This window comes from Saccharomonospora piscinae (genome assembly GCF_005862235.1).
GTDB lineage: Bacteria > Actinomycetota > Actinomycetes > Mycobacteriales > Pseudonocardiaceae > Saccharomonospora > Saccharomonospora piscinae.
This window is the reverse complement of record NZ_VCEK01000002.1, coordinates 744,693-771,546: the sequence shown is the minus strand read 5'-3', so window position 1 is coordinate 771,546 and position 26,854 is coordinate 744,693. Positions and strand designations below refer to the sequence as shown.

Below are 26,854 nucleotides of genomic sequence, written 5' to 3'. Positions count from 1 at the left end.
GTCCATGCCCGGTTGGCATCGCTGCGGGCTTTCGCGGCGTGCTCGCCTCGGCGCTGCCGAACGGCTACCCGTCGGTGCGTGCGGAGTACTTGGCGGCGTACCGCTGGGCGATCTCCAACTGTTCGCGCTCCATCCAGGGTGCGGCCACGAGTACGTCTGCCAGCATCGCCCGATCGGTGGTCACCGCGCGGAACAGGCGGGACACGGTCACGACGTGGTCCGGGCGGTGCACGACCGCGATGCGATCGCCCGCGCTGATGTCGCCAGCCTCGATGACGCGAAGCATTGCCCCAGGGGACGCGGCGCGGGCGAAGCGGCGTACCCAGCCCTTCTCGTCGAGCCAGTCGGCGAAGGTGCGGCAGGGAATACGGCCACCAGTCACCTCTAAGACGACGTCGGGGCCGACCCGCCAGCGTTCTCCGACCAGCGCGTGGCGGAGGTCCATACCGACCACGGTCAGGTTCTCGCCGAAGGAACCGTTGCTCAGAACCCGGTTCAGCTCCCGCTGCCAGTCGTCCAGGTCTTCCCGGGCGAAGGCGTACACGGCGCGGTCGTCGCCGCCGTGGAAGCGCAGGTCGCACACCGCGTCACCGCTGACTCCGCTGCCCCCGACGCCTGGTGGCCCCGCCGGAGTTACCCGGACCGGCCTGTCCACCGGCCGCTTGTCGATGCCCGTCACGTCGCTCGGGTGGTCCGTGTAGGGCACCGCACGGGCCCGGCCGACGTTGACGCTGAGCACGCAGCCGTGCGAACTGTTCACGCCCTGCTCTCTTTCCCGCGGAAGGGTTCGGCGCCTGCCCGACCCCGTCGGACATCACGATCCGACATTCTGGCAGCTGCGGGTTCCACCATCGCCGGACGCCGACAGCGAGTGAAGACCGGCGCTTATCCGATCACGCCGGGTGCAGCCCTCGGTGGGCCTGGACGATCTGGTGGATTTCGCCCGTCACCGGGAGTTGTTCGTCGAGCGAGGCCCACAGGTACGAGTCGTGCTCGGTCAACCGAACCGGCTCGGACTTGGCCACGCTGACGGCGAAGTTGAACTGGCGGCTCTTCTTGCCGCTGCCCGAGGTGTAGTCGAAGCTGCCCAGGTAGGCGACGGTGTCGGTCACCGTCAAACCGGTCTCCTCGGCGACCTCCCGGATCAAGGCGGCGTCGAGCGTCTCGTCACCTTCGACCTTGCCGCTCGGCAACTCGTAGACCCCGCCCATGAAGTCGTCCGCCGGACGCTTGAGCAACAGGACCTTGTCATCCACCCGCACGACAGCCCCGACAACGAGCTGCCGCACCCCGTCGCTGGCGGCTTGGGCAGTGAGTTCTGCGAGCTCGGAAGCATCGATCATGCCGGCGTCACTTCCGAAACGGAACCACACACGCAAAAACCCCAAGCCGTGAGACTTGGGGTTGAAGCGCGCCCGTAGGGATTCGAACCCCAAACCTTCTGATCCGTAGTCGCGAAGGAAACTTCCTGCGACGTCCATCGAGGGCGTTTCCGCAGGTCAGCATCCTGTAGGTAGTCCAGGTCAAGGCCTCCCATCCAGCCCCGTCCCGCCAGTCCGTGAGACAGGTGTGAGACGGGACGTCTGAACGGAGACGCCGATGACCACGCCCATCCACAGCCCGCACGACCTCCCCCACCAGCCGCTGCACGCCCTCTCCGAGGCGGTGGCGTGGTGAGCATCGAAGCCATCAACTGGGCGCTCAACATCGCTCCGATCCCCACCAACCGCCGAGACGCGTCCAGTCTGGCGATAGTCCTGGTCGGGCTCGCCAACCACGCGGACCCGGATGGCCGCAACGCCTTCCCCTCGCTGAATCGGCTGATGCGCTACACCCGGCTCTCCGAGCGCTCGGTGCGCTACGCCCTGCGCGCCTTGGAAGAACTCGGCCTTATCCGGCGCTCAGCCGACCAGGAGATCGTCGCCGTATACCTCAAGCGAGCGGACCGACGTCCCAACAACTACGACCTGGTCATTCGGCAGCCTGTGGACAACCCTTCCGACGAGGGGCAGAACTTGCCCCCTGGTGACCAGCACGAGGGGCAAACACAGCAGGCACGAGGGGCAAAGAGCCGCACGGCGAGGGGCAGAGATTGCCCCCGAACCGTCCTTAACCGTGACAAGAGCCGTCCTGCGGGCAAGCGCGCCGCGCCGGGCACCGTCGGACCCGTCTGCGGGCAGTGCGACGGCCGCGACTCCGACCCGGTGAGCGCCCGTGTCGTCTGGCTGGATGTCGACCGAACCAGGTCGGTCCGCTGTCCTCGATGCCACCCAGCCAAGAGCGTCGGCACGGACGGCCCCACCACCGGTAGCGAGGATTTCGCTAGCAGAGGCGAGAAGACCGCTGATCCACGACACGATTCGCCGGTAGGCAAGTCACAGGGAGGCCGCCGGTGACCACGACAGAGGATGCGGTGGTCGTTCAGGTGCGCCAAGCGCTCGAAACAGCTCGCCAAGCTGGTCGGCCACGGCCGGGACGCCCTGCGTTGGTGCGGTTGACCGGCGCCACCGATTACGCCGTCCGGAAGGCGCTGGCGACGCTGGCAGCCAGCGAGAACAACACCGCCGCCAGCCTGTCGCCAACCGAACCAACCGCTGACGGACACCCGGACAACACCGGTCGACAGGCCTCACTGCGCGAGGCTGCACCCGCTGTCCGGGGCGATCGCCTCCCCCGTCCCTGGCCGCTGGCTGTCATCGGCTTGGCCGCGGCTGTCGCCATCTGGGGTGGCTGGGTCCGGCTCGGCGAACTGACCGGCTTCGGCCCGATCAACCTCCTACCGGGCATCGAGTCCGGGCTCACCGTGAACACCGCCGTCGTGCTACCGCTGTCCGTGGAGTTCTACTCCGCCTACGCACTCAGGGTGCTACTCGCCTCCGACCGACTCACCACACGTACCCGCACATTCGCTCGTCGCACCTTCACAGCGAGCCTGGTCGTCGGGGGTGGCGCACAAGTCGCCAGCCACGTCATGGAGGCTGCGGGCACCGCCACCGCACCGTGGCCGGTCACCACGGTCGTGGCGTGCGTACCCCTGCTCGTACTCGGATTGGCGAGCGGTCTGGCGTCACTGGTGAAACGAGACGCCACGTCTGGCGAAGCGGTCCAGGTTGAGACGTTGGAGCGAGAGGACCATCCGGAATCTCCACGCTCCTGTCCAGCTGATGAACACCCGTGACCAGGTACTCACCCGTCACATCTGGTGCAGCCCCCGGTAGGTTTGGACGATCTCTTTAACTGCGTCCGTCACCGGGGGCTGCTCGTCGAGCGAGGCCCACAGATACGAGTCGTGTTCGGTCAGGCGAACCGGCTCGGACCTTTCCACGCTGACGGCGAAGTTGAACTGGCGGCTCTTCTTCCCACTGCCCGAGGTGTAGTCGAAACTGCCCAGGTAGGCGACGAGGTCGGTCACCGTCAGGCCGGTCTCCTCGGCGACCTCCCGGACCAGGGCGGCGTCGAGTGTCTCGTCACCTTCGACCTTGCCGCTCGGCAGTTCGTAGATCCCGCCCATGAAGTCGTCCGCCGGACGCTTGAGCAGCAGGATTTTCTCACCCACCTGCACGATGGCCCCCACAACGAGTTGCTGGACCTCGTCGTTCGCAGCCTGTGTCGTGAGTTCTTCGAGCACGGAAACATCTATCATGCTGGCCTACCCTAGTAGCTCTTCGTGGTTGTCGATTACTTTGCGGATTCCCTCGAGGTAGCGGTCGACGAGGGGAAGGTCCTCCTCCCGGTGCCAGACCGGAAGTTTCAGCGTGTGCCGCCAGACCTGCTCCGCCACCGGGAACTGGCCCGGGCGGTAGGCGACACGGTTGGCGTGCCGGTAACCAGGCAACATGGGATCCGGGTCCTGGAACAACGGCAGCAGGTTCAACGGACACGTCGAGCCAGGCCGGTCGATCTCCCCGAGGCCCTCGGCGAGCAGCGCCTGGTGGAAGCGCTCGATTGAGAGACCGCCGAGCTCGTCGGGTACATAGGTCAGCGGTAGTCCGTACCAAGCCGGCCCCACTTGCGCGGGTACAGCTGGCACGGCGAGGCCGGGGAGCTGAGCCAGTGCACGGCAGAGGTAGTCGGCGATGCGTTGCCGGCCGGTCAAGTATTCGTCGAGGTTGGCGAGCTGGTCGAGAGCTATGCTCGCGGCGAGCGGATGGATACGGAACTTAAGCCCCGTACCGGTGACCGCATAGCGGTGGGCCAGATGCTGAGTGGGGATCTCGTTGCGGCATCGCTTGTTGTAGTGGCCGTGTAGGAGCAGGCGGTAGAACAGCTCGTCGTCATCCGTCAGTGCGAAGCCGCCCTCACCGGCGGAGAGGGGTTTCGGCCCGTTCATCGAGAAGGCGGCGATGTGACCGAACGTGCCGACCTTCCGGTCCGCCACGGTCGCGCCGTGAGCGTGGGAGGCATCCTCAAGAAGGAGCAGGTCGTGTTCGTCCGCCAACTGGCGCAGCTGGTCGACCACTGCGGGAAGGCCCCAGAGGTGGGTTGCCATGATCGCTGTCGTTATGTCGGTGATGCGCTCCTCGACATCCGCCACCGAGACGTTGCCCGTCTCGTCGCTGTCGGCGAGTACGGGGATCGCACCCAGGTGCAGCAGCGGCGTCGCAGTGGCGAGGAACGTGTAGGCGGGGACGATCACCTCGTCACCGGGCTCGACGTAAGCGGCCGCGTAGGCAGAGTGGATCGCCGCGGTCCCGGAGCTGGTCAGTACCGCATGACGCACGCCGAAGTAGTCCTTGAGCGCGTCCTCCAGCTCCGCGATGACACCTGAGCGGTCGTAGATAGAGACGGAGGTCTCGAGCTGGTCGAGTACTGCCTTGGTGGTGTTCGAGGTGATCGGCGGCCAGGTGAAATGGGGTCCCGGCTCCGTGATCACCGGTGTGCCACCGTTGACGGCGAGCGCCTTCACTCACAGCTCCTTCGGGTTCACGTGGGTTCGGGTGCGGGCGGACTCGTAACAGCCCTGGATGAAGCTCAGGTGGGCGAGGTTTTCGCGAGGGCCGCTGACGTTCGGTCGCAGCCCTTCCACGACACGGCAGAAGTGGTTGACCTGGGACACGGCCGCCGATGGCCACGCTTGCTCGCGTGCCAGTGACTCCACGACCTCGCCGTCGTTGGTGAGGCGCTGGATACGTCCTCGTTCGAGGCGCACGATCCCTTTCGAACCGACGAGCCTGATCTGTTCGGTCTTCGGCCCGATGAACCGGGACAGCAGGAGCGACCCGTAGAGGCCGCTGTCGTAAGAGAAATGGATGAGAGCGGTGTCCTCGGCGTCGTAGTCGCGGTCCGGACGCGCGTTGATCGACATATCCGCGAGGATTCGGTCGGGGAGGCCGAAGTACCACAGCAGCATGTCGACCAGGTGGTAGCCCATGTCGATCACGCACCCGCCACCCGCTCGGTTGACATGGCCGCGCCAGCCTTCGGACGGGTCGGCGATGTGCAGTGTGTACGCCGCGTCGACCACGAACGGGGTGCCGATCTGGTCCGCGAGTTGGTGGAAGCTCGTATAGACGGGATTGAACCGCCGCTGAAGCGTCACCATGAGATGAATTCCGGCGCGCTCACATTCCTTCGCGAGCTCCTTGGCCTCGGACAAGGTCGTTGCGAAGGGCTTTTCCTTCAGCACATGAATTCCTCGACTGGCCGCGACCTCGATGATTTGCCGTCCCGCATCGTGCGGGACACACACGACGACGAAGTCGAGCTGTTCAGCATCGAACATCGCCTCCACGTTGGCGTAGCCGTTGACCTGGAGCCTGTACTGCTGCTCGCGCAGGACCGCGTCGTTCTCGTCGCAGATCGCGACCAGCTCCGCCGCGTCCGAGCCCAGCAGGCCCGGTACATGGTCCTCAAGCGCTTGCTTGCCGAGCCCCACCACCGCTGCTCGAAGTTTCGTAGCACTTCTCGACCGGCCTCCCTTGGCGGCGAGCGGAAGTCGCAACAAGTCACTCATGTATAATCTTCCCTCTCGCGAACACTTTCTCTCAGAGAACGCGAACCATGGTCGACGGTCGAACAACGGTTGCCTTTCCAAAGTTATCCCGCCCTTCTGAGGTGGTGAGCATTCGTTTCCTTCTCAGCGCTTCGGTCGAGTGAGCGAAGTCCGTCGAGAACGCGTTGCAGCAACCTGATGTCACGTAGTGGATTGATCAGAACGCGCGGTTCCGGATACCTCTTCCGTTCACGGCGCGGTAGCACCGGAGACAGCCGCACCGTGTCGTCGATGGCCCTGTTCTGCCTGGTGATGGCGCACCAGAGAACGCGTCGACCAGGACGGGGCAGGTCGTAGCCCCAGTCCTCGATGTCAGCTCGGAAGGGACTTTCGGAGAGCGACGTCGGCGCCGATTCGTGGTTGTCCCAGACCTGGACGACCAGCGACCGTGCCATGAGAAGCAACCGAACGGCTATCAGTCCGGACCGTGCGGGCTCGCCGACGTGGGCTGAACCTGAGTCGGCGGTACCCGTCGCTGCGATGGAGTGCGCAACGAACTCCCGCACGACACCGCTGGCGGTGTTCGCGCAACGCTGGCCGAGCCGCCAGTCCCGAGCGTGTGCCTGCACGAGAAGCTGTGCGCACGAGATCGCGCTCGGGCCAGCAACGAGGAGGAGCCCGTCCTCCGAGACCGACGCCTCTGCGCTCAACGTTCTGCCTCTGGGCGGGCCAAGCGAGCCTCCAAGGGACCCGGCCTTGGGCTGCATGTCCAATTTGTCTGGAAGGCAGGACCGGCGACGAGCGTCGGGGTACTGGCGTCGCCGGTCCTGCCGGCTGGAGGGAGTCACGGATGAGCCATCTCGAGGTTGTGATCGGCCAACGCGGCACGAGAGCACGGCCACGTCAGCCCACATGCCGCGCAGTGGTTTCCGGCATCGATGTGCTCACTGAGAACGACGGCAGCGCGTGCGGCGAGGTCGTCGAGGAACACGCGGAGCGAATCACGAACCACCTCGGAGCGGTAAGAGTTATGGCTGGTCACGGGGCCTCCTGTCACCGTTGTCGAGCGACCGTCGACGGCCGTAGGCTCTGATACAACCGGCCGTGATCAGGCCAGCACAGGGCGTACTTCGGACAATTTCCGGACAAGAACCGGACATTGGGTGTGCTGACCGGGGACGACACACCAACATCGGCAGGGGGAGGTGGACGGTGACGACCAGACGGCGTCGACTCGCGAAGCGACGCAAATCGCAAGGGTTCAGCCAAGAATCTCTCGCCGAACGATTGGGAGTGGACCCCAAGACGATTCGGCGGTGGGAAAGCGGCGAGACCGAAGAGGGGCCACAACCTTGGTTACGGCCGAAACTGGCGCAGTGCCTGCAGGTGTCACCGGAACAGCTCGAAGAGCTGCTGGCAGGTGACGACGAGCCGACGACCAATGATCGCGTCGACTACTCGCTGCGGAACCCAGCAGCCGCGGACCTTCGGACCGTAGCCGACCTCAGAGACGAGGTACACGACCTCGACGAGCGTTACGACAGCGCGCCGTCAACGTCGCTTCTCGCACGCACAGGACACTGTCTCGGCCAGGTCGCGTTTCTGCGCGCCAACGCGTCGAACTACCGGGTTCGACACGAACTCCTCGCCGTCGAGACCGAGGCCGCCACGCTCATGGGACAACTCGTCTGGGACGGCTCCCAGCGCCGGGACCACGCGACCGCACACAACTACTTCGACCAGGCGATCACGGCCGCGCAGCGGCTTCGGGACCCGACAGCGGAAGGCCGCGCGCTCCTACGGAAGAGCTTCGTGGCGCTCTACGGCGCAAGAACTCCTGAGACCGGGCTCCAGCTCACCATGCGAACAACCGAAGTGGTAGCGGGGAGCAGCCACGTGCTTGAGGGACTCGCCCTGCTGCACACAGCCGAGGCCTACGCCATGCTCGGACGCCAAAGCGACTGTGAACGGGCGCTCAGGGACGCTGACTCCCGGATCGAGCGGATCGGCGAGGCCGACGCGGCGCTCAACATGTTCTCCCCAACACAGCCGGGGAGACTCGCCGGATCTTGCTACCTCTTCCTCGGCAAGCCGAACCTCGCTCAGCCGATCCTGGAAACGACCGCTCACCAGCTCCGCGACCGCTCGAAGTCGCAGGCCATCGTCCTCGGCAACCTTGCTCTCGCGTACCTCCGGCAACGCAGACTCGATGAGGCGGTGGGTGCGTTGCATCTGGCTGTGGATGTCGTCGAGGCAACGCGGGGCGGGGGCGGGCTGAACATTGTCTTCAGTGCTTGCCGGGAACTCCGACCATGGCGGAACGTGGACCTGGTCCAGGACGTGTACGACCGGGTGATGACCCTGATGACGGCGTGAGGAGCAGCGGCGATGACCGTTGATGAGAAGAAGCGAGCGGTCCGCGAGCACGTGTGGGCGCTGCTGGAGGAACACCGTGCCGCGCCGGCTGGTGTGCACGGCCGGATTCCCACCTTCTTCGGCGCGGACGAAGCGGCCGACAGGCTCGCGGAGCTGCCGGAATGGCAGGCAGCCAAGATCGTCAAAGCGGTGCCTGACACAGCTCAACAGCCGGTGCGCGCCCGCGCTCTCAACGAAGGCAAGCTGGTCTACATGGCGGTGCCGAAGCTCGCCGAGCCGAAGCCCTTCTACCTGCTCGATCCGGACACCTTGCCCGTCTCGCCCGCCGAGGCCGCCGACAAGGGAGCCGCGGCCAAGATCGGTCAGGCCGTCGACGTGGAAAGCATGCGTCCGGTAGACCTCATCGTGTGCGGAAGCGTCGCCGTGAACCGCCGCGGCGTGCGCCTCGGCAAAGGCGCCGGATACTCCGACATCGAGGTCGCTTTCCTTCAGGAAGCCGGGCTGATCGGACCCGAGACGACGATCGTCACCACCGTGCACGACCTTCAGGTCATCGACGACGACCTACCCGAAACCAGGCACGACTTCAGCGTGGACATCATCGTGACCCCCACCACCGTGATCAGGTGTGGTGAACCGCGGCGGCCAAGCGGGCTGCTCAGGGACGATCTCCCGGAGGAGAAGATCGCCGCGATTCCCGCGCTGGCAGCACGCCTGCGCCGACAGAGCAACGCCTGAGCGCGATACCGCGTTGCCCCAGCACCGAGCCGGTGGCGTGTGGTCATCTCCGGTGAGAGGCCCGATGGGCGGGTTGGGGCTTGGTTGAGTGGCTGCCGGGTGTCATGCGGCGGAGGTGCGGTGTCCGTGCCAGCGCAGCCGTCTGAGAGGCGCTCTCCGGTCTGGCGGCCGTAGGGGCAGGCTGGCGTCGGTACTGCTCGGCGAGTTGGGCTGTGTAACCGGCTAACGCCTGAGCTGCGCGATCGGCGGCGGCCGAGGCCGCCAGCTGGTGACGCTGGGCACGCCAGACCGCCAGTTCAGCCACCAGGGCCCCTAACACCAACGCCAACCCCAGCACTGCGGCCGCGTGGGTACCCCGGTCGGTGCGTACGCGCGCCAGCTGCCAAGCCGTGGTCCGCAGGTCAGCCGCCGTACGGCTCCAGCGAGCAGGCTGGCCTCGGCCAGGATGGCGGGCTGCGCGTTCAAAGGCGATGGCTGCGTCCGCCGGAGCCGGATAGCGGCGCGGGTCGACCACGTGCCCCAAGACCAGCAGCATGTCTCCAGTTGCGTGTGCGATGCCGGCTGGGTCTTCCCCCTCGGCCATCGCGGTACGAGCTCGCTCAACGGCTGCGGCCGCCGCGTTCCAGGCGGTATGCCGATCGGTCACGGCTTGCGGGTACGGCGCACTCGCCCACCGCTCGACCAACCGGACTGCCGAGAGGTCGGCGGCCAACTGGCGGCCACCGAACCACACCAGCCCGTCCTCTCCCGGAGGAGAGTCCGGTCGGGCACGGTCACCGCGCACGGCGACCGCGTAACCGAGCAGGCCACCGACAGCGGATCGGCGGGCCCGCACCTTCACCCCGGCATCGGCGGCCAACAGTTGCAGGAATTCCTCTGATCCGTTCGCCCGGGCCGCCGCCAGCCGGACGATACGGCGTAGCTGCTCCCGGCTCGGCTCCCGACCTTGGCGCGCAGCCTTCTCCTGTTCCCCGCGTGTTGCGTTCCGTGGCGCGGTGCGGTCGGCGGGGCTCGTCGGCCGCAGCCCATACGCGGCCTCGGCGGCCATGCACGCCTCCCGGACCCGGTGGTAGTCCCGGCGGGGATGCACGCGGCGGAGGGTGTCCTGGCGGACCAGCACCGCAGCCAAATGCACGTGATCAGCCGCGTGCCGCACGGCCACCCACCGGCAACCACCCGGGTCGTCACGGGACGCGATGCCTGTCCGGTGCAGCACGTCGGCGACGATTTCCGCCCACTCAACGTCTGACAGCTCCCGGTCCTCCGGTGCTGCGCGCACCGAGCAATGCCACACCGGTCCCTGAGGTCGGTCCTGGCCGTCATACACAGCTGGCGGCTGCTGCGGCACACCAGCGGCCACGGCTGGCGCGGTGAGCGCAGCCGCCAAGGTCCGGACATCGAATCGCCCCGACGCAAGCTCGTGCGGCTGATGCAACTGCGGACAGCCGTCCCAGGCGGCCACCACGTGCGGGTTCTCGTGTTCGTGATGGCTGCCGGGCCCGAACAGGTAGGCCAGTAGGCCGTGAGCGCGCCAGCCACGAACCACCCGGCCGATCACAGCTGGCTCCGCGCGCGCTCGGTAAGGGCATCCAGCTCGACCAGGCCATCTTCGGCTGCGGCCAGGACGGCGGCCACTCGCTCGCCGAGCCGTGCCAACGTCTCGGGCGCCGGGGCGTGACCGCCGGCGTTGAGGGCACGGGCAACCTGGTTGAGCAGTCGGCCGACTGCAGCGATGTCCGCGCGAAGCCCGGCAAGCGCAGAACGGTGCGCCACCAACTGCGCCATGACATCGCGCCAGTCCGCCGGAACAGTGTCGAACTCGCCAGCCAGCCCACGACGGACCAGTTGCGAGGCGTACGCGCCATCCGCCTTCTCCGCTCGCACGGCGGCCACCGTGAGGCGTACCCAATCGCTCTCGGTCAGTCGGATCTCCAGCGGATACGGGTACCCGCCGGGCACGCGAGGCTGACGACCACGATGACGACGTGGTGATTCGGACATCTGCTCTCCCCCTTCGTTCGCGTCCAACCCGGCTGCGTCTCATGACAGCCAGGGCGACGATGCGAGCCGAGGGGCAACAGCACGCTCCGTACGCCACCGATCATGCCAGCATCCGCACAGCGGTCGCGCTATCCAGGGGATAGCGCCTAACTTGCTCCGCGAATCCGCTCATGTTCCTCCGCGAATCTGCTCATGTTCACCGGTGCTGAAGCTTTGTCAGTGGGAACCCGAGGTGTTTTTGGTCGCCACGTCGTGAAACACGGTGGGTTCCGCTCGAATCGAGTTGTCGGACGCGGGCAGGAGAGGACAGAGCTCCGGTTGTGGTCAGTTGTCGGACTCAGAGGCTTGGTCTTCGACGGGCCGGGCGAGGAGGTGGCGGGCGATCTCGGAGTAGTCGATTGCGGCCCGGGTGCTCAGCCCGAATGTGGTGGCGAGGTGCAACGGGTCGGCGTCGACGGCAACCGCTTCGTGCAGGACACGGTCGGCGCGCAGGTGTTCAAGGGGGATGTCTTGCAGGGTCAGGTGCCAGGTCAGGTAGTAGTCGTTGATCGGTTCGGTATTGGTTGCCGTGACTTGGGAAATTAGGAGGTGCTGCTTACTGCGTGTCTCACGTGGTGAGTTTTTTCCAGCTGGTGAGGGTGGCGGCGAGGGTGAGGAATGCGGCGAAGTGGTTGGCGGCGCGCTCGTAGCGGATGGTGAGGCGGCGGTAGCCGGTGAGCCAGGCGATGGTGCGTTCGATCTTCCAGCGGTGTCGGCCGAGGCGTTGACTGAGCCTTTTCCAACCTGAGTGGACGGTGATTGGCGGTTAGCTGGCTCGGGGTGTGTCGGTGATCAACAAAGAGTGAAGCTCCTGGTAGGAGCGGTGTCGACCAAGATCACCCACACCAGGACCAGGAGCTTCACTGTGCTGTCCTACCCGTCCGCGATCAATCTGTCCAGCCAGACACTGCACTTCTTGACGACTCGGCTGCGTCGGCATCGCGTCGTGATCGGGTCGCGGTGGCGCAAGCTACCGCCCCAGCGGCAAGCGCTGCTGGTGCTGGCGCACCTGCGCAACGGTGACACCTACGCGCGTCTGGCTGCCGGGTTCGGCGTGGGTGTGGCCACGGTGTACCGCTATGTCACCGAAGCGGTGGAGGTCCTCGCCGCGCACGGCCCGGAGTTGAGCGATGCCGTCCGCGCAGCCAGGGACAAGGCGTTCGTGATTCTCGATGGCACGCTGATCGCGATCGACCCAGTCCACCACCAGCGGCCGTACTATTCCGGCAAGCACAAATGCCATGGCGTCAACGTGCAGTTGCTAGCCGACCCCGCTGGACGTCTGAGTTGGGCATCACCCGCGCTGCCTGGTTCGACACACGATCTGACCGCCGCCCGCCGTCACGGCCTCATCGCGACGCTGACCAGCGCGGCGATCGTGACCTTCGCCGACAAGGGGTATCTCGGCGCCGGTGGAGCAGTCGGTACTCCCTACCGGGGCCGTGGCCTCGTCGGCTACCGCAAGAGGTTCAACCGTCACCACGCGAAGATTCGCGGTGTTGGCGAGCGCGCCGTCGCCACACTCAAAGACTGGCGCATCCTGGCCAAGGTCCGCTGCAGCCCACACCGCATCACCCACCTACTCGCCGCGATCCTTACCCTCCACCACACACCAGCATGATCAAGATGAAAAAGGCTCACTGGTGTTGATACCGCGGCGGGCGATGCGGGGCTGGATGCCGTGTTGGCGCAGCCAGCGGCGGTGGATATCGAAGTCGTATCCCTTGTCGGCGCGCAGCTTCGCGGGACGGCGACGTCGTGGGCCGCGCCGGGAGCGAACGGAGGGGATGGCCGCCACGAGCGGCCGCAGGGCCTGGCTGTCGTGGGTGTTGGCCGTCGAGACTCCGACCACCAGCGGGATGCCCGTCGCATCGGAGAGCACATGCAGTTTGGAGCCTCGTTTGCCGCGGTCGACGGGGTTCGGGCCAGTCAGAGATCCCCCCTTTTCGCCCGAACGCTTGCCGCGTCCAGGATCGCCGCCGACCAGTCCAGTTCGCCGGCCGCGCCAAGTCGATCCAGTACCTCTCGATGCAGCCGGGGCCAAAGCCCGGCCCTGGTCCAGGTGGTGAAGCGGCGATGCACGGTCTGATAGCTGACCCCGAAGCTGGGCGGCAGATGCCGCCACGCGCACCCGCTGGTCAGTACGAACACGATCGCCGTGAACACCGCCCGGGCGTCCGCTACAGCGGTACCACCACCCTGCGGCCGTGGCTCGAACTGCGGAATCAACGGTGCCACGATCTCCCACAGTTCATCCGCACGAGCCGCTGCGACAACTGATCGATCACATCGAGCACACTGTCCCAGCAGCCACACCAGTCACAGCAGACACGCCGACCCAAGCTGCAACTTCACACAACCACGTGAGACACGCTCTTACTGCCCCACAGGGACGTGTCGATGAAAGCGCGATGCCTGTGGCGAGCATCGAACCGCAAGTAAGCTGCTGCTCACTGCTTCCGGAAGTCGAACAGACAGGGGGGACGCGTGAGCGCTGCCATGAGCCAGTTGCCCGCACTCATCTGGTCAGTATCAGATCGGTTACGAGGGAACTTCAAAACCACCGAATACAGCAAGGTCCTTCTACCGTTCACTGCCCTACGCCGACTTGACTGCCTGCTTGCCAACACCCGATCTGAGGTGGCTGAAGCTGCGGACAAGTTCGCCGACCAGCCACCAAAGGTTCTCGACACTCTGTTGAAACGCGCTGCCAAGTACCCGTTCTACAACACCACCTCACTCAGGTTGGAGCACATTGTCGCAGACCCGGATGCAGCCGAACAGTCGTTGCGCGCATACGTATCAGGGTTCTCCGTGAACGTGCGTACGATAATTGAACGATTCGATTTTGGGCACACCGTTCGTCGCCTCGCCGGCACCGCCCTGCTACACCACATCGTCACCGATTTCCTGCGCGTAGACCTTGGGCCGACCCTCACTGCCCCTGCAATGGGGGACATCTTCGAGGAGCTGATCCGGCGTCTCGCCGAAACCAGCGACGAGGCAAGCGGCGATCACTTCACTCCTCGCGACGTGGGGCGCCTCATGGTCGCGCTCCTCACCGAGCCCGATCGCGAGAGGCTCGCCCCATCCGGGCTCATTCGCACGGCATACGACCCAACTTGCGGAACAGGGGGCCTCCTCGCCGAAGCAGCCGATCAACTCAATGAGATCAACCCGCACGCGCGCACCTACCTGTACGGACAGGAGATCAGTTCGGAGAGCTGGGCAATCGCAGGTGGCAACCTACTGGTGCGCGGCCACACACCAGAGCGCATAGCGTTCGGGAATGTACTTCTTAGCGACGAATTCCCGGACAAAAAATTTGATTACATACTTGCAAGCCCGCCGTTTGGTATCGATTGGCGAAGAGCAGAAGACACCATTCGTGACGAGCATGATCGAATGGGGCACTCAGGGCGGTTCGCCGCTGGCCTACCGCGCAACAGCGACGGCTCGCTCTTGTTCCTTCAGCACATGCTAGCCAAGATGAAGCCGGTCGAGGAGTCCGGCCGAGGCGGAAGCCGGGTTGCGATCCTATTCAATGGCGCGCCTCTTTCCAGAGGCATTGCCGGCTCGGGCGAGTCGGAGATCCGTCGGTGGATCGTGGAAAACGACTGGCTGGAAGCCATCGTCGCGCTTCCTGACCAGCTTTTCCCACACACGGCCATTCCAACGTACCTATGCGTTCTAAGCAATCGAAAGCCTCCTGACCTACGTGATCGGGTGATCCTAATAAAAGCACAGGATCAATGGGAGAAAATGCGGAGAAACCTAGGAAAGAAGCGCAAGTACCTGAGTCCCGGTCAGCTCACCGAGATCATCCGGATATACCAAGAAGCGCTCTCCCATACCGCCGAGCACTCCTCGTCCGGCCACATCAGCGTGGTACACACCGACAAACTCCTGTACCGCCAAATCACCGTCGAACGGCCTCTTCGGCTGCGCTTCGAACTGACCGAGGCAGCCCTCGACCGACTCGCTGCGCTCACGCCCGTCCGGCGCACCGATGATCCCAAGTCGCTATTGCAGGCATTTCGCACGCAGATCGGCATGAAATTGAAGACCGGCGCGGCGGCGATCGCAGCGCTGCGTCGCGCAGCGAAATCAGCAGGCCAACATTTTCCGAGCGGTGCCGCATTCGAGAAGGCTGTACGCACAGCCATCGGGGTCCGGGATGAGCGCGGAGAACTCCAGCAGCGCAGCAACAAGCCTGAACCAGATTCCGAGCTCCGTAAGACCTACTCGCTACCACTGTGCGAGGACTCAGACCGATACTTTGAAACGAATGTACTGCCCCACAACCCGGACGCCTGGATCGACCACTCCCGCACGCGGGTTGGGTGCGCGATTCCGGTTTCGCTCTTCTATCGGGAAGAACTCGACGGCCCGTTCGAACCACTGCGAAACTTCGCTAGGCTGAAATCGGATCGAACTATTCTCAAGGAACCGGATCCCGGCGCGGAAGCGTCAGACCCACCGAAGCTCCTCGCCAGTCCGAATCTGCACAGTGCCAACAATGCTGTCGAGCTACCGGACGCCGAGCTGAACGGCTCCGCACTGACACCGTGCTCGGGTGGGGATCTCGTAGGGCGGACTGGAAACTGGCGCTTGCTCCCACTAAATTTCGGCGAAGCTGTCACGTCACTGTTCGTGCTCAGGCCCGTACGGGGCAACGGCCGGGCGCTAGGCGAGTGGCTCAACTCACGTAGGGAAACCGGCGTGTTTCGACACGCGCAGGATCTCCTCGAAACCCCGGTTCCTATCGACCTGGTCACCGACCCTAATGTCGACGATCTATTGGAAGAGGTCCAGGAGAGTCGGCGCGCACTGCAGATCGCAACCGAGGGAATGCTTCCTAACGTTTTCACGGGAAACGATATCACCAGCAACCAAATCCGGACATCCCTGCATTTCACTGCACATGAAGCGCGACTGGCCCAGCAAATGATCCGTCCGTTTGAAGATCCGGTGTGGCAAGCGGAATCGAGCTACCCATTCCACGTGGCGGCGCTCGCCCGTCGCTACCGGGTCTGCACACACCCGGCAGAGCGGAAGGACGGACTGCTCAAGCTGGCCGAGGGGACGGCTCGAACTCTGGGCATTCTGGCTCTCAGCGATATGATCTCGCGACATGGTTTCACCAGGCAGTTGCGCAAGGACTTCCGTACCGGAGCAACTTTCGGCACTTGGATCACCCTGATCGAACGTTTCATGTCCGATGTCGAAACCCCGCAGTTGCAGGAGCTGGCCGCGCTACTGAAAAACGGAGTTACCCGCAAACTTCTCAGCGAGGTCAAAGATTTCCGCAACGACACGCATCACGCGCATGGGATCCGGGTGAGCCACGAGGTCAATGAGGCTGTGGCGGCACTCGAACCATTGGTTGTCTCGGCTCTCAGCTCAGTAAACTGGCTTTCGGGAATTCCATGGAATTGGGTTGAGCGCTGCGAGTATCTCGACGACTCCTCATTCCGCACGATCGGGTTTCAACTACACGGAAGCCATCCGAGCTGGGAGCCGTTCGAACACTTGGCTACCTATCCGCTACGTCCGGACAGGATCTATGTCGAAAATCTTTCGGCTGGGGACCCGGTGGATCTCTGGCCGTTGGCCATTGTCAGCGTGTGCTCTGAATGCCGAACGCGGGAACTCTTTCTGATCAACCAGATCCGCGACCGGCGGGTAATTCTACGCAGTTTAGAGGAGCATTCTATCGAGATCCCCTACCCGCCGCACGAGGACTGAACCTTTCCCGCCAACCCACGGGCCACGAACTTGTAATGACGACGTCGACGGGGCAGGTTGTGGGCCACGGACGCCAGTTGGATAGCAGTCCTGACCGGTTCGCCCGGCTGGACGGGCTGCTCACTCCATCACACCGCGGATGCTGCAATACCATCCGACGGTAACTCAACCCGCCGCGTCGACGATTAACAGGTACAACCAGCACAACTTGTGACCAGGCATACTCTGCTCAAGGGGCCTGCACAGACCCTGTGGAACGACCAACGACAGGTAGGCAATGAGTTCGGCACATACAGGCACAGCTTCGATCACCCGGCAACGCAACTCTGGAGTCGTGAACTGATGGCCAGGCTCACACTGCCCCAGCTCGAGCGTCACCTGTTCGCCGCCGCCGACATCCTGCGCGGGTCGATGGAGGCCTCGGCGTACAAGGAGTACATCTTCGGGATGTTGTTCCTGAAGTACGCCTCAGATCAGTTCGACGCGGAGCGGGAACGCATCATCGCCGAGCAGCTCGCCCGTGGCCGCTCGCAGGCCGAGGCGGAACAGCGCGCCGAAGCACCAGCCTTCTACAAGGACACCTTCTACGTGCCGCAGCGGGCCCGCTGGGACGAGATCCGTGACCACCTGCACAAGGACATCGGTAACGGGCTGAACAAGGCGCTGCAGGACCTGGAGCATCACAACCGGTCACTGGATGGGGTGCTGCAGCACATCGACTTCAACCGCAAGATCGGCCAGTCCAGCATGTCGGACAAGCGGCTGCGTGAGCTGATCGTGCACTTCAACAAGGTCCGGCTGAGTAAGGGTGACTTCGAGTTTCCCGACCTGTTGGGCGCGGCGTATGAGTACCTGATCCGCGACTTCGCCGACTCTGCGGGCAAGAAGGGCGGCGAGTTCTACACCCCGCGTAGCGTCGTCCGGCTGATGGTGCAGATCGCTGATCCGCAGACCGGCATGAGCATCTACGACCCGTGCTCGGGATCGGGCGGTATGCTCATCCTCTCCCGGGAGCACGTCGAGGCGGCCGGTGGGAACCCGCGCGACCTGCGGCTCGCGGGGCAGGAACTCGACGGCGGTGTGTGGGCGATCTCGAAGATGAACATGCTGCTGCACGGCGTCGCCGACGCCGACCTGCGCAACAACGAGAGCGGCACGCTGGAGGACCCGGCCCACGTCGTCGACGGGGAGCTGGAGCGGTTCGACCGGGTCATCACGAACCCGCCGTTCTCCATGAACTACTCCAAGGACGGCATCCCCTTCCGAGAGCGGTTCCACTACGGCTACACGCCCGAGAAGGGCAAGAAGGCCGACCTCATGTTCGTCCAACACATGCTCGCGGTGACCCGCCCCGGCGGGCTGGTCACCACAGTTATGCCCCACGGCGTACTGTTCCGTGGCGGCGACGAGGGCCGCATCCGCACCGGCATGCTCAACAACGATGTGATCGACGCGGTGATCGGTCTCGGCCCGCATCTGTTTTATGGCACCGGCATCCCCGCGTGCATCCTGGTGCTACGCCCACTCGGCTCGAAGCCGGAGTGGCGGCGCGACAAAGTGCTGTTCATCAACGCCGACCGCGACTACCGCGAAGGCCGCGCACAGAACTACCTCGAACCGGAACACATCGAAAAGATCGTCTCCGCATACCGAGAATACGAGGACATCCCCAAGTTCGCGCGGATCATCACCCGTACGGAACTAGCTGAGAACGACGACAACCTCAACATCCGCCGCTACGTCGACACCACCCCCGAACCAGAGCCGCAGGACGTGCGGGCACACCTACACGGCGGCATCCCGAAGCGAGAGGCGGAGGCCAAGGCCAAGCTGTTCGAAGCGCACGGCTTGGATGTACAGCGGCTGCTGCAGGACCGGGACGAGGACTACTACGACTTCCGCGATTTTATCGGCGAGAAGCGGGCGCTGAAAAACCTGATCGGAACCGATGATGGTGTTAAGGCCGCGGAAGCAGCTGTCAACGACGCCATCGAGAAATGGTGGACCGCTGAACAGACTGGCTTCGACAAACTTGAGTCGACTGCCGATCTGATCGGGCTCCGACGGCACCTGCTCGACACGTTCGCCATGGCACTGCATCGCACGAAGCTGCTGGACCGGTTCGCAGTCATCGGCATCATCGCCTCCTGGTGGAGCGAAGCACTGCCCGACCTCAAGACTCTTGCCACGCTCGGATATTCCGGGCTCACCGAGACGTGGGTGACCACGGTACTAGACGCGCTAGAAGACAGCGGTGCCAAAGTGGACCCGCTCGACCACAAGGTCGCCCGCGCGCTCGTGCCCGACTACCTCGACCGCCTTGAGTCACTCGAATCCGAGGTAGCCGCACTGGACGCCACCATCAAAAGCGCCACGACCGACCACGATGAAGACCACGAAACAGATGAAAACGCGATCAGCGAGGCGGAACTGAAGCGCCTGAAGTCCAAGCGAGGTGCTGTTAGGAAACAGCTCAGAACGGAGAAAGCAGCATTCGGACAGGAGTTGGAGCAGGCCCGGGCGCGGTTGGACGATACGGCGGCACGCGATCTGGTGCTGCAACTCTTCCGTGCTGATCTGTTGGATGATGCTAAACGGCGTGTCGTCCGTCACCGCCAAGCGGTCATCGACGCTTTTGCGACCTGGTGGGACAAGTACAAGGTGACCCTCGACGACCTTGAGCGCCAGCGGCACAATGTGGCCACGAAGCTGGCCGGATTCCTGAGGGAGCTGGGATATGAATAACGCAGGAACCACGAAGCCGCTAAGCGCCTTCATTGAGACTGCAATTGGAGGCGGCACTCCCCCTCGGAACGTTCCTTCATATTGGTCCGGCTCAATACCATGGGCATCAGTCAAAGACCTTAACGATTCTTTGACGATTTTTTCACAAACAGAAGAGCATATCTCTGAGTCAGGCCTTAATAATAGTGCTGCTAACCTGGTTCCCGCAGGCACTCCGATCGTATGTACACGCATGGCGGTTGGACGAACTGCCATACCAACGGTTGACGTAACCATCAATCAAGATCTAAAAGCTTTAGTACCGAATCCTGGAACTGACCCTAAATATTTAGCGCATAGCCTGAACTACTTGCAGCCCGACATCGAAGCCATCGCTTCTGGGTCAACGGTCCGCGGTATCTCGCTTAACCAACTACTGAAGTTCAACTTGTATTCTCCAGGACTTCAAGAGCAGCGGCGGATCGCGGAGATCCTGGACACCCTGGACGACCAGATCAGCACCACCGAGCAGATCATCACAAAGCTGCACCAGGTGAAGAATGGAACTTTGGTCACACTTCTTCGCCATGGCATAGGGGATGGGACGACATCTGCTCTTGGACAGTTCAAAGATACTGCGATTGGCCACTTTCCTACCGACTGGGAGGTGGCGCCCCTAAGCCGGCTGCTGGGGGACGATGAACCCGCTATGCGAAGCGGTCCATTTGGGAGCGCACTACTTAAGCACGAACTCACCCCATCTGGAATCCCACTGCTAGGCATCGATAACGTGCATGTCGATAAATTCGTTGCAAACTACACTCGTTTCGTTTCGCCCAAAAAAGCACGCGAGCTCTCGCGATACCGCGTGCACCCCAAAGATGTAATGATTACGATCATGGGGACAGTGGGCCGATCATGCGTGGTTCCGGACGACGTCGGTAAAGCCTTGTCTTCCAAGCACGTGTGGACCATCACCATTAACCCGAATCTATACGATTCATATTTATTAAGCCTTCAGTTAAATCATGCACCTTGGGCGCGTGCTCGCCTCAGAAGGGATGAGCAAGGGGGAATAATGAGTGCGGTCAGATCTGAGACCCTAAAGTCAATTCTCCTTCCCGTGCCACCTATTGGCGAGCAGCGGCGGATCGTAGAAATCATGGATCAATTCGATGCTTGCATCGCCAACGAATCGGCAAAGCTAAAGAAGCTGCTACCACTTAAGCAAGGCCTCATGTCCGATCTTTTGGCCGGCCGTGTCCGCGTCCCTGCAGAGACTGTGTAGTGAGTATGGGTGCCGAGTTTTCCGAGGTCGAGAAGCCGCTTATCGATCAGTTGACAGGACTTGGTTGGACGCACAGGCAAGGGTCCGTCGCTGATCCTGCGGCAGCATTCCGGGAATCGTTCCGCGAGACAATCCTCGAGCCCCGTCTCCGTGAGATGCTTCGTCGGATCAATCCGGGGGTAGATGGCCAGCCGTGGCTGGATGATGCCCGCATCTCCGAGGCGGTGTCGGAGTTGACCCGCACGGACGCAGGCAAGCTGCTGGAGATCAACGAGCGGCTAAGCGAGCGACTGCTGGAGGGCGTCTCCGTCTCCGGCCTCCCCAACTGGGATCAGGATCGGTCGCAGCGGATCAAGTTCATCGACTTCGACCGTCCGGAGCGCAACGAGTTCCTGGTGATCAGCCAGTTCCGCGTGGACGAGCCGGGCGGGCAGGCGAAGAAGTACGTCACCCCGGATGTGGTGTTGTTCGTCAACGGCATCCCGCTGGTGGTGATCGAGTGCAAAAGCCCGTACGTCACCGACCCGATGGCGGAGGGCATCCTCCAGTTGCGCCGTTATGCCAACCAGCGCGGCGACCAGGAGGGCAACGAGCAGCTCTTCTGGACCAACCAGTTCGTCATCTCCACGTACGGCGATAAAGCTCGGGTCGCCACGTTCACCGCAGGTCCGGAGCACTTCCTGGAGTGGAAGGACCCGGCACCGCTCACCCGAGAAGAACTCGCCGCGCAGCTCGGAAAGTCGCCCGCGGAGCTGACAGGGCAGGAGTTGCTAGTCGCCGGGATGCTGGCTCCGGCGAATCTGCTCGATTTCGTCCGCCACTTCACTCTATTCACCGAGGCAGATGGCCGTCGAATAAAGATCGTTGCTCGCTATCAGCAGTATCGGGCGGTGCTCAAGGCACTGCGACGGCTGCGCAGCGGCAAGACTCGCGCCGAGGACGGTGAGAACGATCGGCGCGGCGGGATCATCTGGCACACCCAGGGCTCCGGCAAGAGCCTGACCATGGTGTTCTTGGTGCGGGCGATGCGCTCCGACCCCGTGTTGCGTGCGTTCAAGGTTGTGGTCGTGACTGACCGCACCGACCTAGAAGACCAGCTTTCGAAGACGGCGAAGCTGTCCGGGGAGGTCGTGGAGCGCGCCCAGACCTCGAAGAAGCTACGGGCCACGCTGCGGGAGAAAGGTCCGGCGCTGGTGTTCGCGATGATCCAGAAGTATCGCGACACCGACACCTCCCCGCACGTCGACGTCCGGCTGGCGGGCGACGAGTCCGCCGAGACGTTCGAGGAGCTGAACACCGACACCTCGGTCGTGGTGATGGTCGATGAGGCACACCGCTCGCAGGCCGCGACGTTGCACGCGAACCTGATGGCGGCGCTGCCGAACGCGGCCCGGATCGGGTTCACCGGCACGCCGATCATGCGGGAGGGCAAGAAGCGCACCGAGCGGATCTTTGGCGACTTCATCGACAAGTACACGATCCGGCAGGCCGAGAACGACGGCTCGGTGGTGCCGATCCTGTACGAGGGCCGCACTGCCAAGGGTGCCGTGGCGGGCGCCAGTGACCTGGACGAGCTGTTCGAGGACATGTTCGTCGACCACAGCCCGGACGAGCTGGAGAAACTCAAGCAGCGCTATGCCACCACCGGTGCCGTGCTGGAGGCTCCCGCGCTCATCTCGGCTAAAGCCCGGTCCATGCTCTGGCACTACGTCACCACCGTGCTGCCCGGCGGGTTCAAAGCCCAGGTCGCGGCCACGAGCCGGTTGGCGGCGGTGCGTTACGGCGACGCCCTGATCGCTGCCCGCGACGAGCTGGTCCGGCAGATCGAGGCTTTGCCCGGTCATCTGCTGAGCGAAGGGTTCGACGTGGACGGCCTGGACCGTCGCACCCAGGGACTGGTCCGCGCACACCCGCACCTGGAGCAGCTCAAGGCGCTGGAGTTCGTGCCAGTCATCTCCGAAGGCAACAACGACCCCGCCGACTGGGCGCGGTGGACCGACAAGACCCGCCAGGACGCCGCGATCGAGGCGTTCAAGAAGCCCCTCGGGCTCGACGACGAGAACAGCAGCCCGGTGGCGTTCCTGATTGTGCGAACCATGTTGCTGACCGGATTCGACGCTCCCGTAGAGCAGGTGCTGTACCTGGACCGGTTGATGCAGGACGCCGAACTGCTGCAGGCCATCGCCCGGGTCAACCGCACCAGTAAGGGCAAATCCGCCGGGCTGCTGGTCGACTACTTCGGGGTCGGCGCACATCTGCGGTCCGCACTGCAGGCCTACGCCCCTGAGGACGCCGAGGACGCCGTCGGCGCACTCGCGTCGATCAAAGACGAGTTGCCCAAACTGAGCGACCAGCACGCCCGAGTGGTGGCGGTGTTCGCGCAAGCGGGGATCGACACCTTCGACACCGATCAGGACGTCGAAGCTTGTGTCCAGGTCCTGGCCGACGAGGCACTGCGGGCCCGGTTCGGGGTGCTGCTCAAGCAGTTCCTCACTACGCTCGACACCGTGTTACCCCGTCCGGAGGCGGTGCCGTTCGTTAAGGATGCCAAGCGGCTCGGTGTGATCCAGAAGGTCGCGCGGCGACGCTATCGAAACGACGGGCTAGGCGACTTCGACCCATCGCTGTACGGGCAGAAGGTACGCGCACTCATCGACGAGCACGTCACCGCACTCGACATCGCGACCAAGATCCCGCCGGTGTCGATCACCGATCCCGAGTTCCTGCTGAAGGTGCGGGGCCTGACCTCGAACAAGGCGAAGGCCTCGGAGATGGAACACGCCCTGCGGTTCCACATCCGCAAGAACTTCGACGAGGACCCCGCCCGCTACACCAAGCTCTCCGAGCGCCTCGACGACATCCTCAACAACCTCGCCGGACAGTGGGACCAGCTGGCGTTCGCGTTGGAAGAGCTAATGAAGGAAGCGCAAGACACCCAGCACGCCGACGCTCCGCATGCGGATCCGCTGGTCGCCCGGTTCTACGGCGTGCTCGAAGCAGAGGTCGCTACCAGCGACACGCTGCCCGACGACCTCAGAATCGATGTCGTCCACATGGCCGAGAAGATCGTCTATCAGGTCACGTCCCACGCCGGCATCGTCAAGTTCTGGCACAACCCGCACGCTCAGGATGAGCTGCGCAAGGAGCTTGTCCTCGCCCTCGACGAACGCGACGACTTGTTCCCCTTCGGCGAGCAGCCCGCGGTCGCGGACAAGCTCATGGAGCTGGCCAAGGCCAACCAGACGTTGATCTCTCAGCGTGGGAAGTCACAGCCGTGACCGCGCCGACGCTTGAGCTGGACGGCATGTCCGTCCCGGTAGAGATCGGCGGCACCGCACGCCGCGCTACCTTGACGGTCGAACGCGACGGCAGCCTGCGCCTCCGGGCGGCACCGGACGTAGAACAAACGGAGCTGAGGGAATTCCTCATCTCCAAGCGCGAATGGATCTACCGCAAGCTCGCCGAGAAGGAAGCTCTGCTTCAGGAACCGGCCACCAAGGAGCTCGTCGACGGCGAGGGCTTCCTCTACCTGGGCCGCAGCTACCGTCTCCGGATCGCTGATACCTCCGGCGACGTCCGCTTACACCGTGGTCGGCTCGAACTCCCGCGTTCAAGTCTCCATGCCGGCGACCGCGCGATTATCAACTGGTACGCGCGTTGCGGCACAGCTTGGCTCCAGTCGCACGTCCGGCAGTGGTCCACCCGGCTCCGCGTCAACGTAAAACGGCTTGAAGTCACCGATCTTGGACACAAATGGGGCTCCGCTACGAACCCTGGACGCATCCGTATCCACTGGGCCACCATGCAGCTACGACCGCTCTTGGTCGACTACGTTCTCGCACACGAGCTCGCACACCTCCGAGAACCGCACCACGGCCCGAGCTTCTGGCAGCTCCTGGCGCGCGTCATGCCGGACTACGACGAGCGCAAAGTCGATCTGGCCAAGGAGGGTATCGGGTTGTGGTTCGGTCATACGACTGAGCGCTACTGACCCGTAGCCGATGAAGTTACGCTCGCGGGCGATGCCCTCCACTATGCACCGGTTTGACCAAGCCGGTGTGCACCCTCGTGCCGGTGGATGACCACGAGCGATTCGCTGAGATCATCAAGTAGCGGATCGACCGCAGTGAGCTCTGCTGGGCCTGCGGATTTCCGAGGCCACGGTAGCGGCGGTGTGCGAGCGAGTCTCTTGATCTGCCAGCCATTGCGGTCCTCGGTCCGCAACTGCTCGCGACATGTGGCTAACACGATGGTCGGCTAACACGACAGTATTACCCGGACCACGTCGTTGATGTCCACTCATGTGGCGCAGGAAGGAACATCTAGATGGAGCTGTTGTACGTCGTAGAACTTGGCGTTCGCGCATCGGACGCAGGTGGGATCAGGCCGACCGAGGTACGTGGGCGGGTTCTGGAGCATGTCGTCGATTGGCTGAGTTACGGGCGTACGACTAGACTCCTGAGTGAGTCCTTCGAGAGCAGTGGGAAAGCCACGCTGCTTAGCGATTCTGACGGCCGTGCGGATCTCCGGGCGTCATGGTCGATCGAAGGCACCAACGAAGTCACCGCGTTGGTTGTCACCACCAGAACCGAGATCACCCAGAGCGGCAGAGCAGACTTCGTCTGTATCGTCACGATATTCACCGAAGAGGAACGGACCTCCGTACGGATTGAGCTCGCGAGGGAATCCCTAGATGGTGTTCTGGCGCCTGCAGGGATCGACTTCTTCCGGCGCCCCCACCTCCTAGTCCTGCTGCTCCGCGATCGTGACCTTCAGTGCTGGGCTGGGCCGAGCCGGGTGGACGGTCGCTTCAACTGGGTCAATCCGAAACACGTCGACTTCATATGGGAGGCGATCTCAGTCGAAAAACGCCTCCTACCCATCCTTCTCGTCGATGGGAGCGATGAGGAGGGTGAGAAGCTGGCTCGGCGGGCCGCGGGTGAGCTTGCCGGCCTTGCCCCTGTACTTGCAGTTGACGTTCGTTCACAGCACCTTCTCGAAGATCGACTCGCGGAGATTAATGCCTCCATTCCACGAGGCGGCGCACGACTTGTGTGGCCGGACCTTGTCCTGCGACATCCTGTGTTCACATCGGACCAGGCGCCATTCGCGGCTGGGCGACTGCTCCGAATGCTGAGTTCGGTGTCTGTCACGGTGCGGGGCGTCAATCACCTCCTCCGGAAGGCGGCCGCCGCTCAACGATCAGCTCGGAACGAGCAGATCGCCGCCGACCTCGCCGCTGCGAAGGCGCAGGGCGACTTGTCACGCGAGGTGGACGCTCAAGCGCGCGCGATCGCGGAGCTCAAGAGCGAAGTCGAACAGTACGAATCCTGGTTCAGACAGGTCGAAGAGGAGCGCGACAGTTACAAGGCACAAGCAGCTCAAGCGGCGTACTGGCGGCAGGAAGCTGAACGCGCCCGACAGGCCGCCGGAGTGCGGGACACGGACTGGGCCGAGGCCCCGGCGCTCGATCCTGCTGACCTGACCGAACTGGCATCCTTCCTTGAGAAGCAATCTCAGGGTGCGATCGTCTTCACGCGCGAAGCACGCCAGGCATGGAAGCGCGACGCCTATCCACGGATCGACGCCATGCGAGATGCCTTGATCACGTTGACAAGAGCCGCCATCGACTATAGCCGCCTCGGATGCCAACTGGGCATGCATCCGGATGACTGGTTCAAACAGGAGTGGGAGTTGACGCTCGCGTCAACGGACAAGTACATGAGCAAGAACGGGCTGGACACCTTCACCTTGGATGGGAAGGAGTACAGCCGCCTGCCACACCTCAAGCTTGGAGACCACACGTCGCCGAATGAGGTCGGCCGCGTGTACTTTGCCATGGATTCCGATGGCGAGCGCTTCATCGTCGACCATGTTGGTCTGAAGCTCTATGGTCTTTGACCGCATGCACTGGTAGTCCACGAGTTGTCCGCCCCGTGTACCGGCTGAACGCTGCCGGTGATAGTCGGTGAGCGTGTGGGACCCTTTGAAAGCCAAGCGCCATCTTG

General features: G+C 63.7%; 20 protein-coding genes and 2 pseudogenes. 11 read left to right on the top strand and 11 right to left on the bottom strand.

Annotation, left to right across the window (positions count from 1 at the left end; translation table 11 throughout):
- Positions 1–64: 64 nt before the first annotated feature.
- Together FFT09_RS09335 and FFT09_RS09330 are read right to left on the bottom strand one after the other, a co-directional pair.
- Positions 65–760, bottom strand: a complete 696-nt coding sequence (locus tag FFT09_RS09335) for an MOSC domain-containing protein (protein ID WP_208544388.1) — start codon at positions 758–760, stop codon at positions 65–67.
- A 133-nt stretch (positions 761–893) separates the two neighbouring features.
- Positions 894–1,343, bottom strand: a complete 450-nt coding sequence (locus FFT09_RS09330) for an NUDIX hydrolase (protein WP_138382623.1) — start codon at positions 1,341–1,343, stop codon at positions 894–896.
- Positions 1,344–1,673: 330 nt separating this feature from the next.
- On the opposite strand from FFT09_RS09330, the gene FFT09_RS09325 reads away from it, so the two are divergent.
- Together FFT09_RS09325 and FFT09_RS09320 are read left to right on the top strand one after the other, a co-directional pair.
- A complete protein-coding gene (locus tag FFT09_RS09325; RefSeq protein WP_138382413.1) occupies positions 1,674–2,396 on the top strand; it encodes a helix-turn-helix domain-containing protein in 723 nt (240 codons plus the stop codon).
- The gene (locus FFT09_RS09320; RefSeq protein ID WP_138382412.1) at positions 2,393–3,178 is read left to right on the top strand and encodes a hypothetical protein; all 786 of its coding nucleotides are present in this window, start codon (positions 2,393–2,395) and stop codon (positions 3,176–3,178) included. The genes FFT09_RS09325 and FFT09_RS09320 overlap by 4 nt, the downstream gene beginning before the upstream one ends.
- A gap of 15 nt (positions 3,179–3,193) precedes the next feature.
- On the opposite strand, the gene FFT09_RS09315 is transcribed toward FFT09_RS09320, so the two are convergent.
- The 5 genes from FFT09_RS09315 to FFT09_RS09295 form a co-directional block, all read right to left on the bottom strand.
- Entirely contained in the window at positions 3,194–3,643 is a 450-nt protein-coding gene (locus FFT09_RS09315) for an NUDIX hydrolase (RefSeq protein WP_138382411.1), read from the bottom strand.
- Between the two features lie 6 nt (positions 3,644–3,649).
- The gene (locus tag FFT09_RS09310) at positions 3,650–4,906 is read right to left on the bottom strand and encodes a DegT/DnrJ/EryC1/StrS family aminotransferase (protein ID WP_138382410.1); all 1,257 of its coding nucleotides are present in this window, start codon (positions 4,904–4,906) and stop codon (positions 3,650–3,652) included.
- Positions 4,907–5,953 (bottom strand): Gfo/Idh/MocA family protein, encoded by a 1,047-nt coding sequence (locus FFT09_RS09305; protein WP_138382409.1) that lies wholly within the window; start codon positions 5,951–5,953, stop codon positions 4,907–4,909.
- A gap of 83 nt (positions 5,954–6,036) precedes the next feature.
- Positions 6,037–6,642 carry a hypothetical protein gene (locus tag FFT09_RS09300; protein ID WP_244231284.1) on the bottom strand — a complete coding sequence of 202 codons (606 nt, stop codon included), beginning with the start codon at positions 6,640–6,642 and terminating at the stop codon, positions 6,037–6,039.
- Positions 6,643–6,776: 134 nt separating this feature from the next.
- Complete coding sequence (locus tag FFT09_RS09295) at positions 6,777–6,974, bottom strand: hypothetical protein (protein ID WP_138382407.1); 198 nt, start codon at positions 6,972–6,974, stop codon at positions 6,777–6,779.
- Positions 6,975–7,144: 170 nt separating this feature from the next.
- Here FFT09_RS09295 and FFT09_RS09290 point away from each other — a divergent pair, with 170 nt between their 5' ends.
- Positions 7,145–8,308, top strand: a complete 1,164-nt coding sequence (locus tag FFT09_RS09290) for a helix-turn-helix domain-containing protein (RefSeq protein ID WP_138382406.1) — start codon at positions 7,145–7,147, stop codon at positions 8,306–8,308.
- A gap of 12 nt (positions 8,309–8,320) precedes the next feature.
- Positions 8,321–9,046, top strand: coding sequence for a 5-formyltetrahydrofolate cyclo-ligase (locus FFT09_RS09285; protein ID WP_138382405.1), 726 nt, complete (start codon positions 8,321–8,323; stop codon positions 9,044–9,046).
- A 43-nt stretch (positions 9,047–9,089) separates the two neighbouring features.
- Here the strand turns inward: FFT09_RS09285 and FFT09_RS09280 are convergent, their stop codons facing one another.
- The 3 genes and pseudogenes from FFT09_RS09280 to FFT09_RS09270 form a co-directional block, all read right to left on the bottom strand.
- Positions 9,090–10,604, bottom strand: a complete 1,515-nt coding sequence (locus tag FFT09_RS09280) for a relaxase/mobilization nuclease domain-containing protein (RefSeq protein WP_138382404.1) — start codon at positions 10,602–10,604, stop codon at positions 9,090–9,092.
- The gene (locus FFT09_RS09275; protein ID WP_138382403.1) at positions 10,601–11,047 is read right to left on the bottom strand and encodes a hypothetical protein; all 447 of its coding nucleotides are present in this window, start codon (positions 11,045–11,047) and stop codon (positions 10,601–10,603) included. The genes FFT09_RS09280 and FFT09_RS09275 overlap by 4 nt, the downstream gene beginning before the upstream one ends.
- Positions 11,048–11,654: 607 nt before the next feature.
- Positions 11,655–11,816: pseudogene (locus FFT09_RS09270) on the bottom strand (transposase); the annotation flags it as partial.
- Positions 11,817–11,951: 135 nt separating this feature from the next.
- Here FFT09_RS09270 and FFT09_RS09265 point away from each other — a divergent pair.
- Positions 11,952–12,707: a transposase family protein gene (locus FFT09_RS09265; protein WP_138382621.1), complete on the top strand. Its 756-nt coding sequence runs from the start codon at positions 11,952–11,954 to the stop codon at positions 12,705–12,707.
- A gap of 15 nt (positions 12,708–12,722) precedes the next feature.
- Here FFT09_RS09265 and FFT09_RS23255 read toward each other — a convergent pair.
- Positions 12,723–13,374, bottom strand: a pseudogene (locus tag FFT09_RS23255) (IS5 family transposase); the annotation flags it as partial.
- A 199-nt stretch (positions 13,375–13,573) separates the two neighbouring features.
- On the opposite strand from FFT09_RS23255, the gene FFT09_RS09255 reads away from it, so the two are divergent.
- From FFT09_RS09255 to FFT09_RS09230, 6 genes are all read left to right on the top strand, one after another.
- Entirely contained in the window at positions 13,574–16,834 is a 3,261-nt protein-coding gene (locus FFT09_RS09255; RefSeq protein ID WP_138382402.1) for a type I restriction-modification system subunit M, read from the top strand.
- A gap of 342 nt (positions 16,835–17,176) precedes the next feature.
- On the top strand, positions 17,177–19,579 hold the full coding sequence (locus FFT09_RS09250) for a type I restriction-modification system subunit M (RefSeq protein WP_138382401.1): 2,403 nt from the start codon (positions 17,177–17,179) through the stop codon (positions 19,577–19,579).
- Positions 19,572–20,846, top strand: a complete 1,275-nt coding sequence (locus FFT09_RS09245) for a restriction endonuclease subunit S (protein ID WP_138382400.1) — start codon at positions 19,572–19,574, stop codon at positions 20,844–20,846. Before FFT09_RS09250 ends, FFT09_RS09245 begins: the two co-directional genes overlap by 8 nt.
- A 5-nt stretch (positions 20,847–20,851) precedes the next feature.
- The gene (locus FFT09_RS09240; protein WP_244231283.1) at positions 20,852–24,124 is read left to right on the top strand and encodes a type I restriction endonuclease subunit R; all 3,273 of its coding nucleotides are present in this window, start codon (positions 20,852–20,854) and stop codon (positions 24,122–24,124) included.
- Positions 24,121–24,837, top strand: a complete 717-nt coding sequence (locus FFT09_RS09235; protein ID WP_244231282.1) for a M48 family metallopeptidase — start codon at positions 24,121–24,123, stop codon at positions 24,835–24,837. The genes FFT09_RS09240 and FFT09_RS09235 overlap by 4 nt, the downstream gene beginning before the upstream one ends.
- A gap of 335 nt (positions 24,838–25,172) precedes the next feature.
- Positions 25,173–26,747 carry a hypothetical protein gene (locus FFT09_RS09230; RefSeq protein WP_138382398.1) on the top strand — a complete coding sequence of 525 codons (1,575 nt, stop codon included), beginning with the start codon at positions 25,173–25,175 and terminating at the stop codon, positions 26,745–26,747.
- Positions 26,748–26,854: the final 107 nt, after the last annotated feature.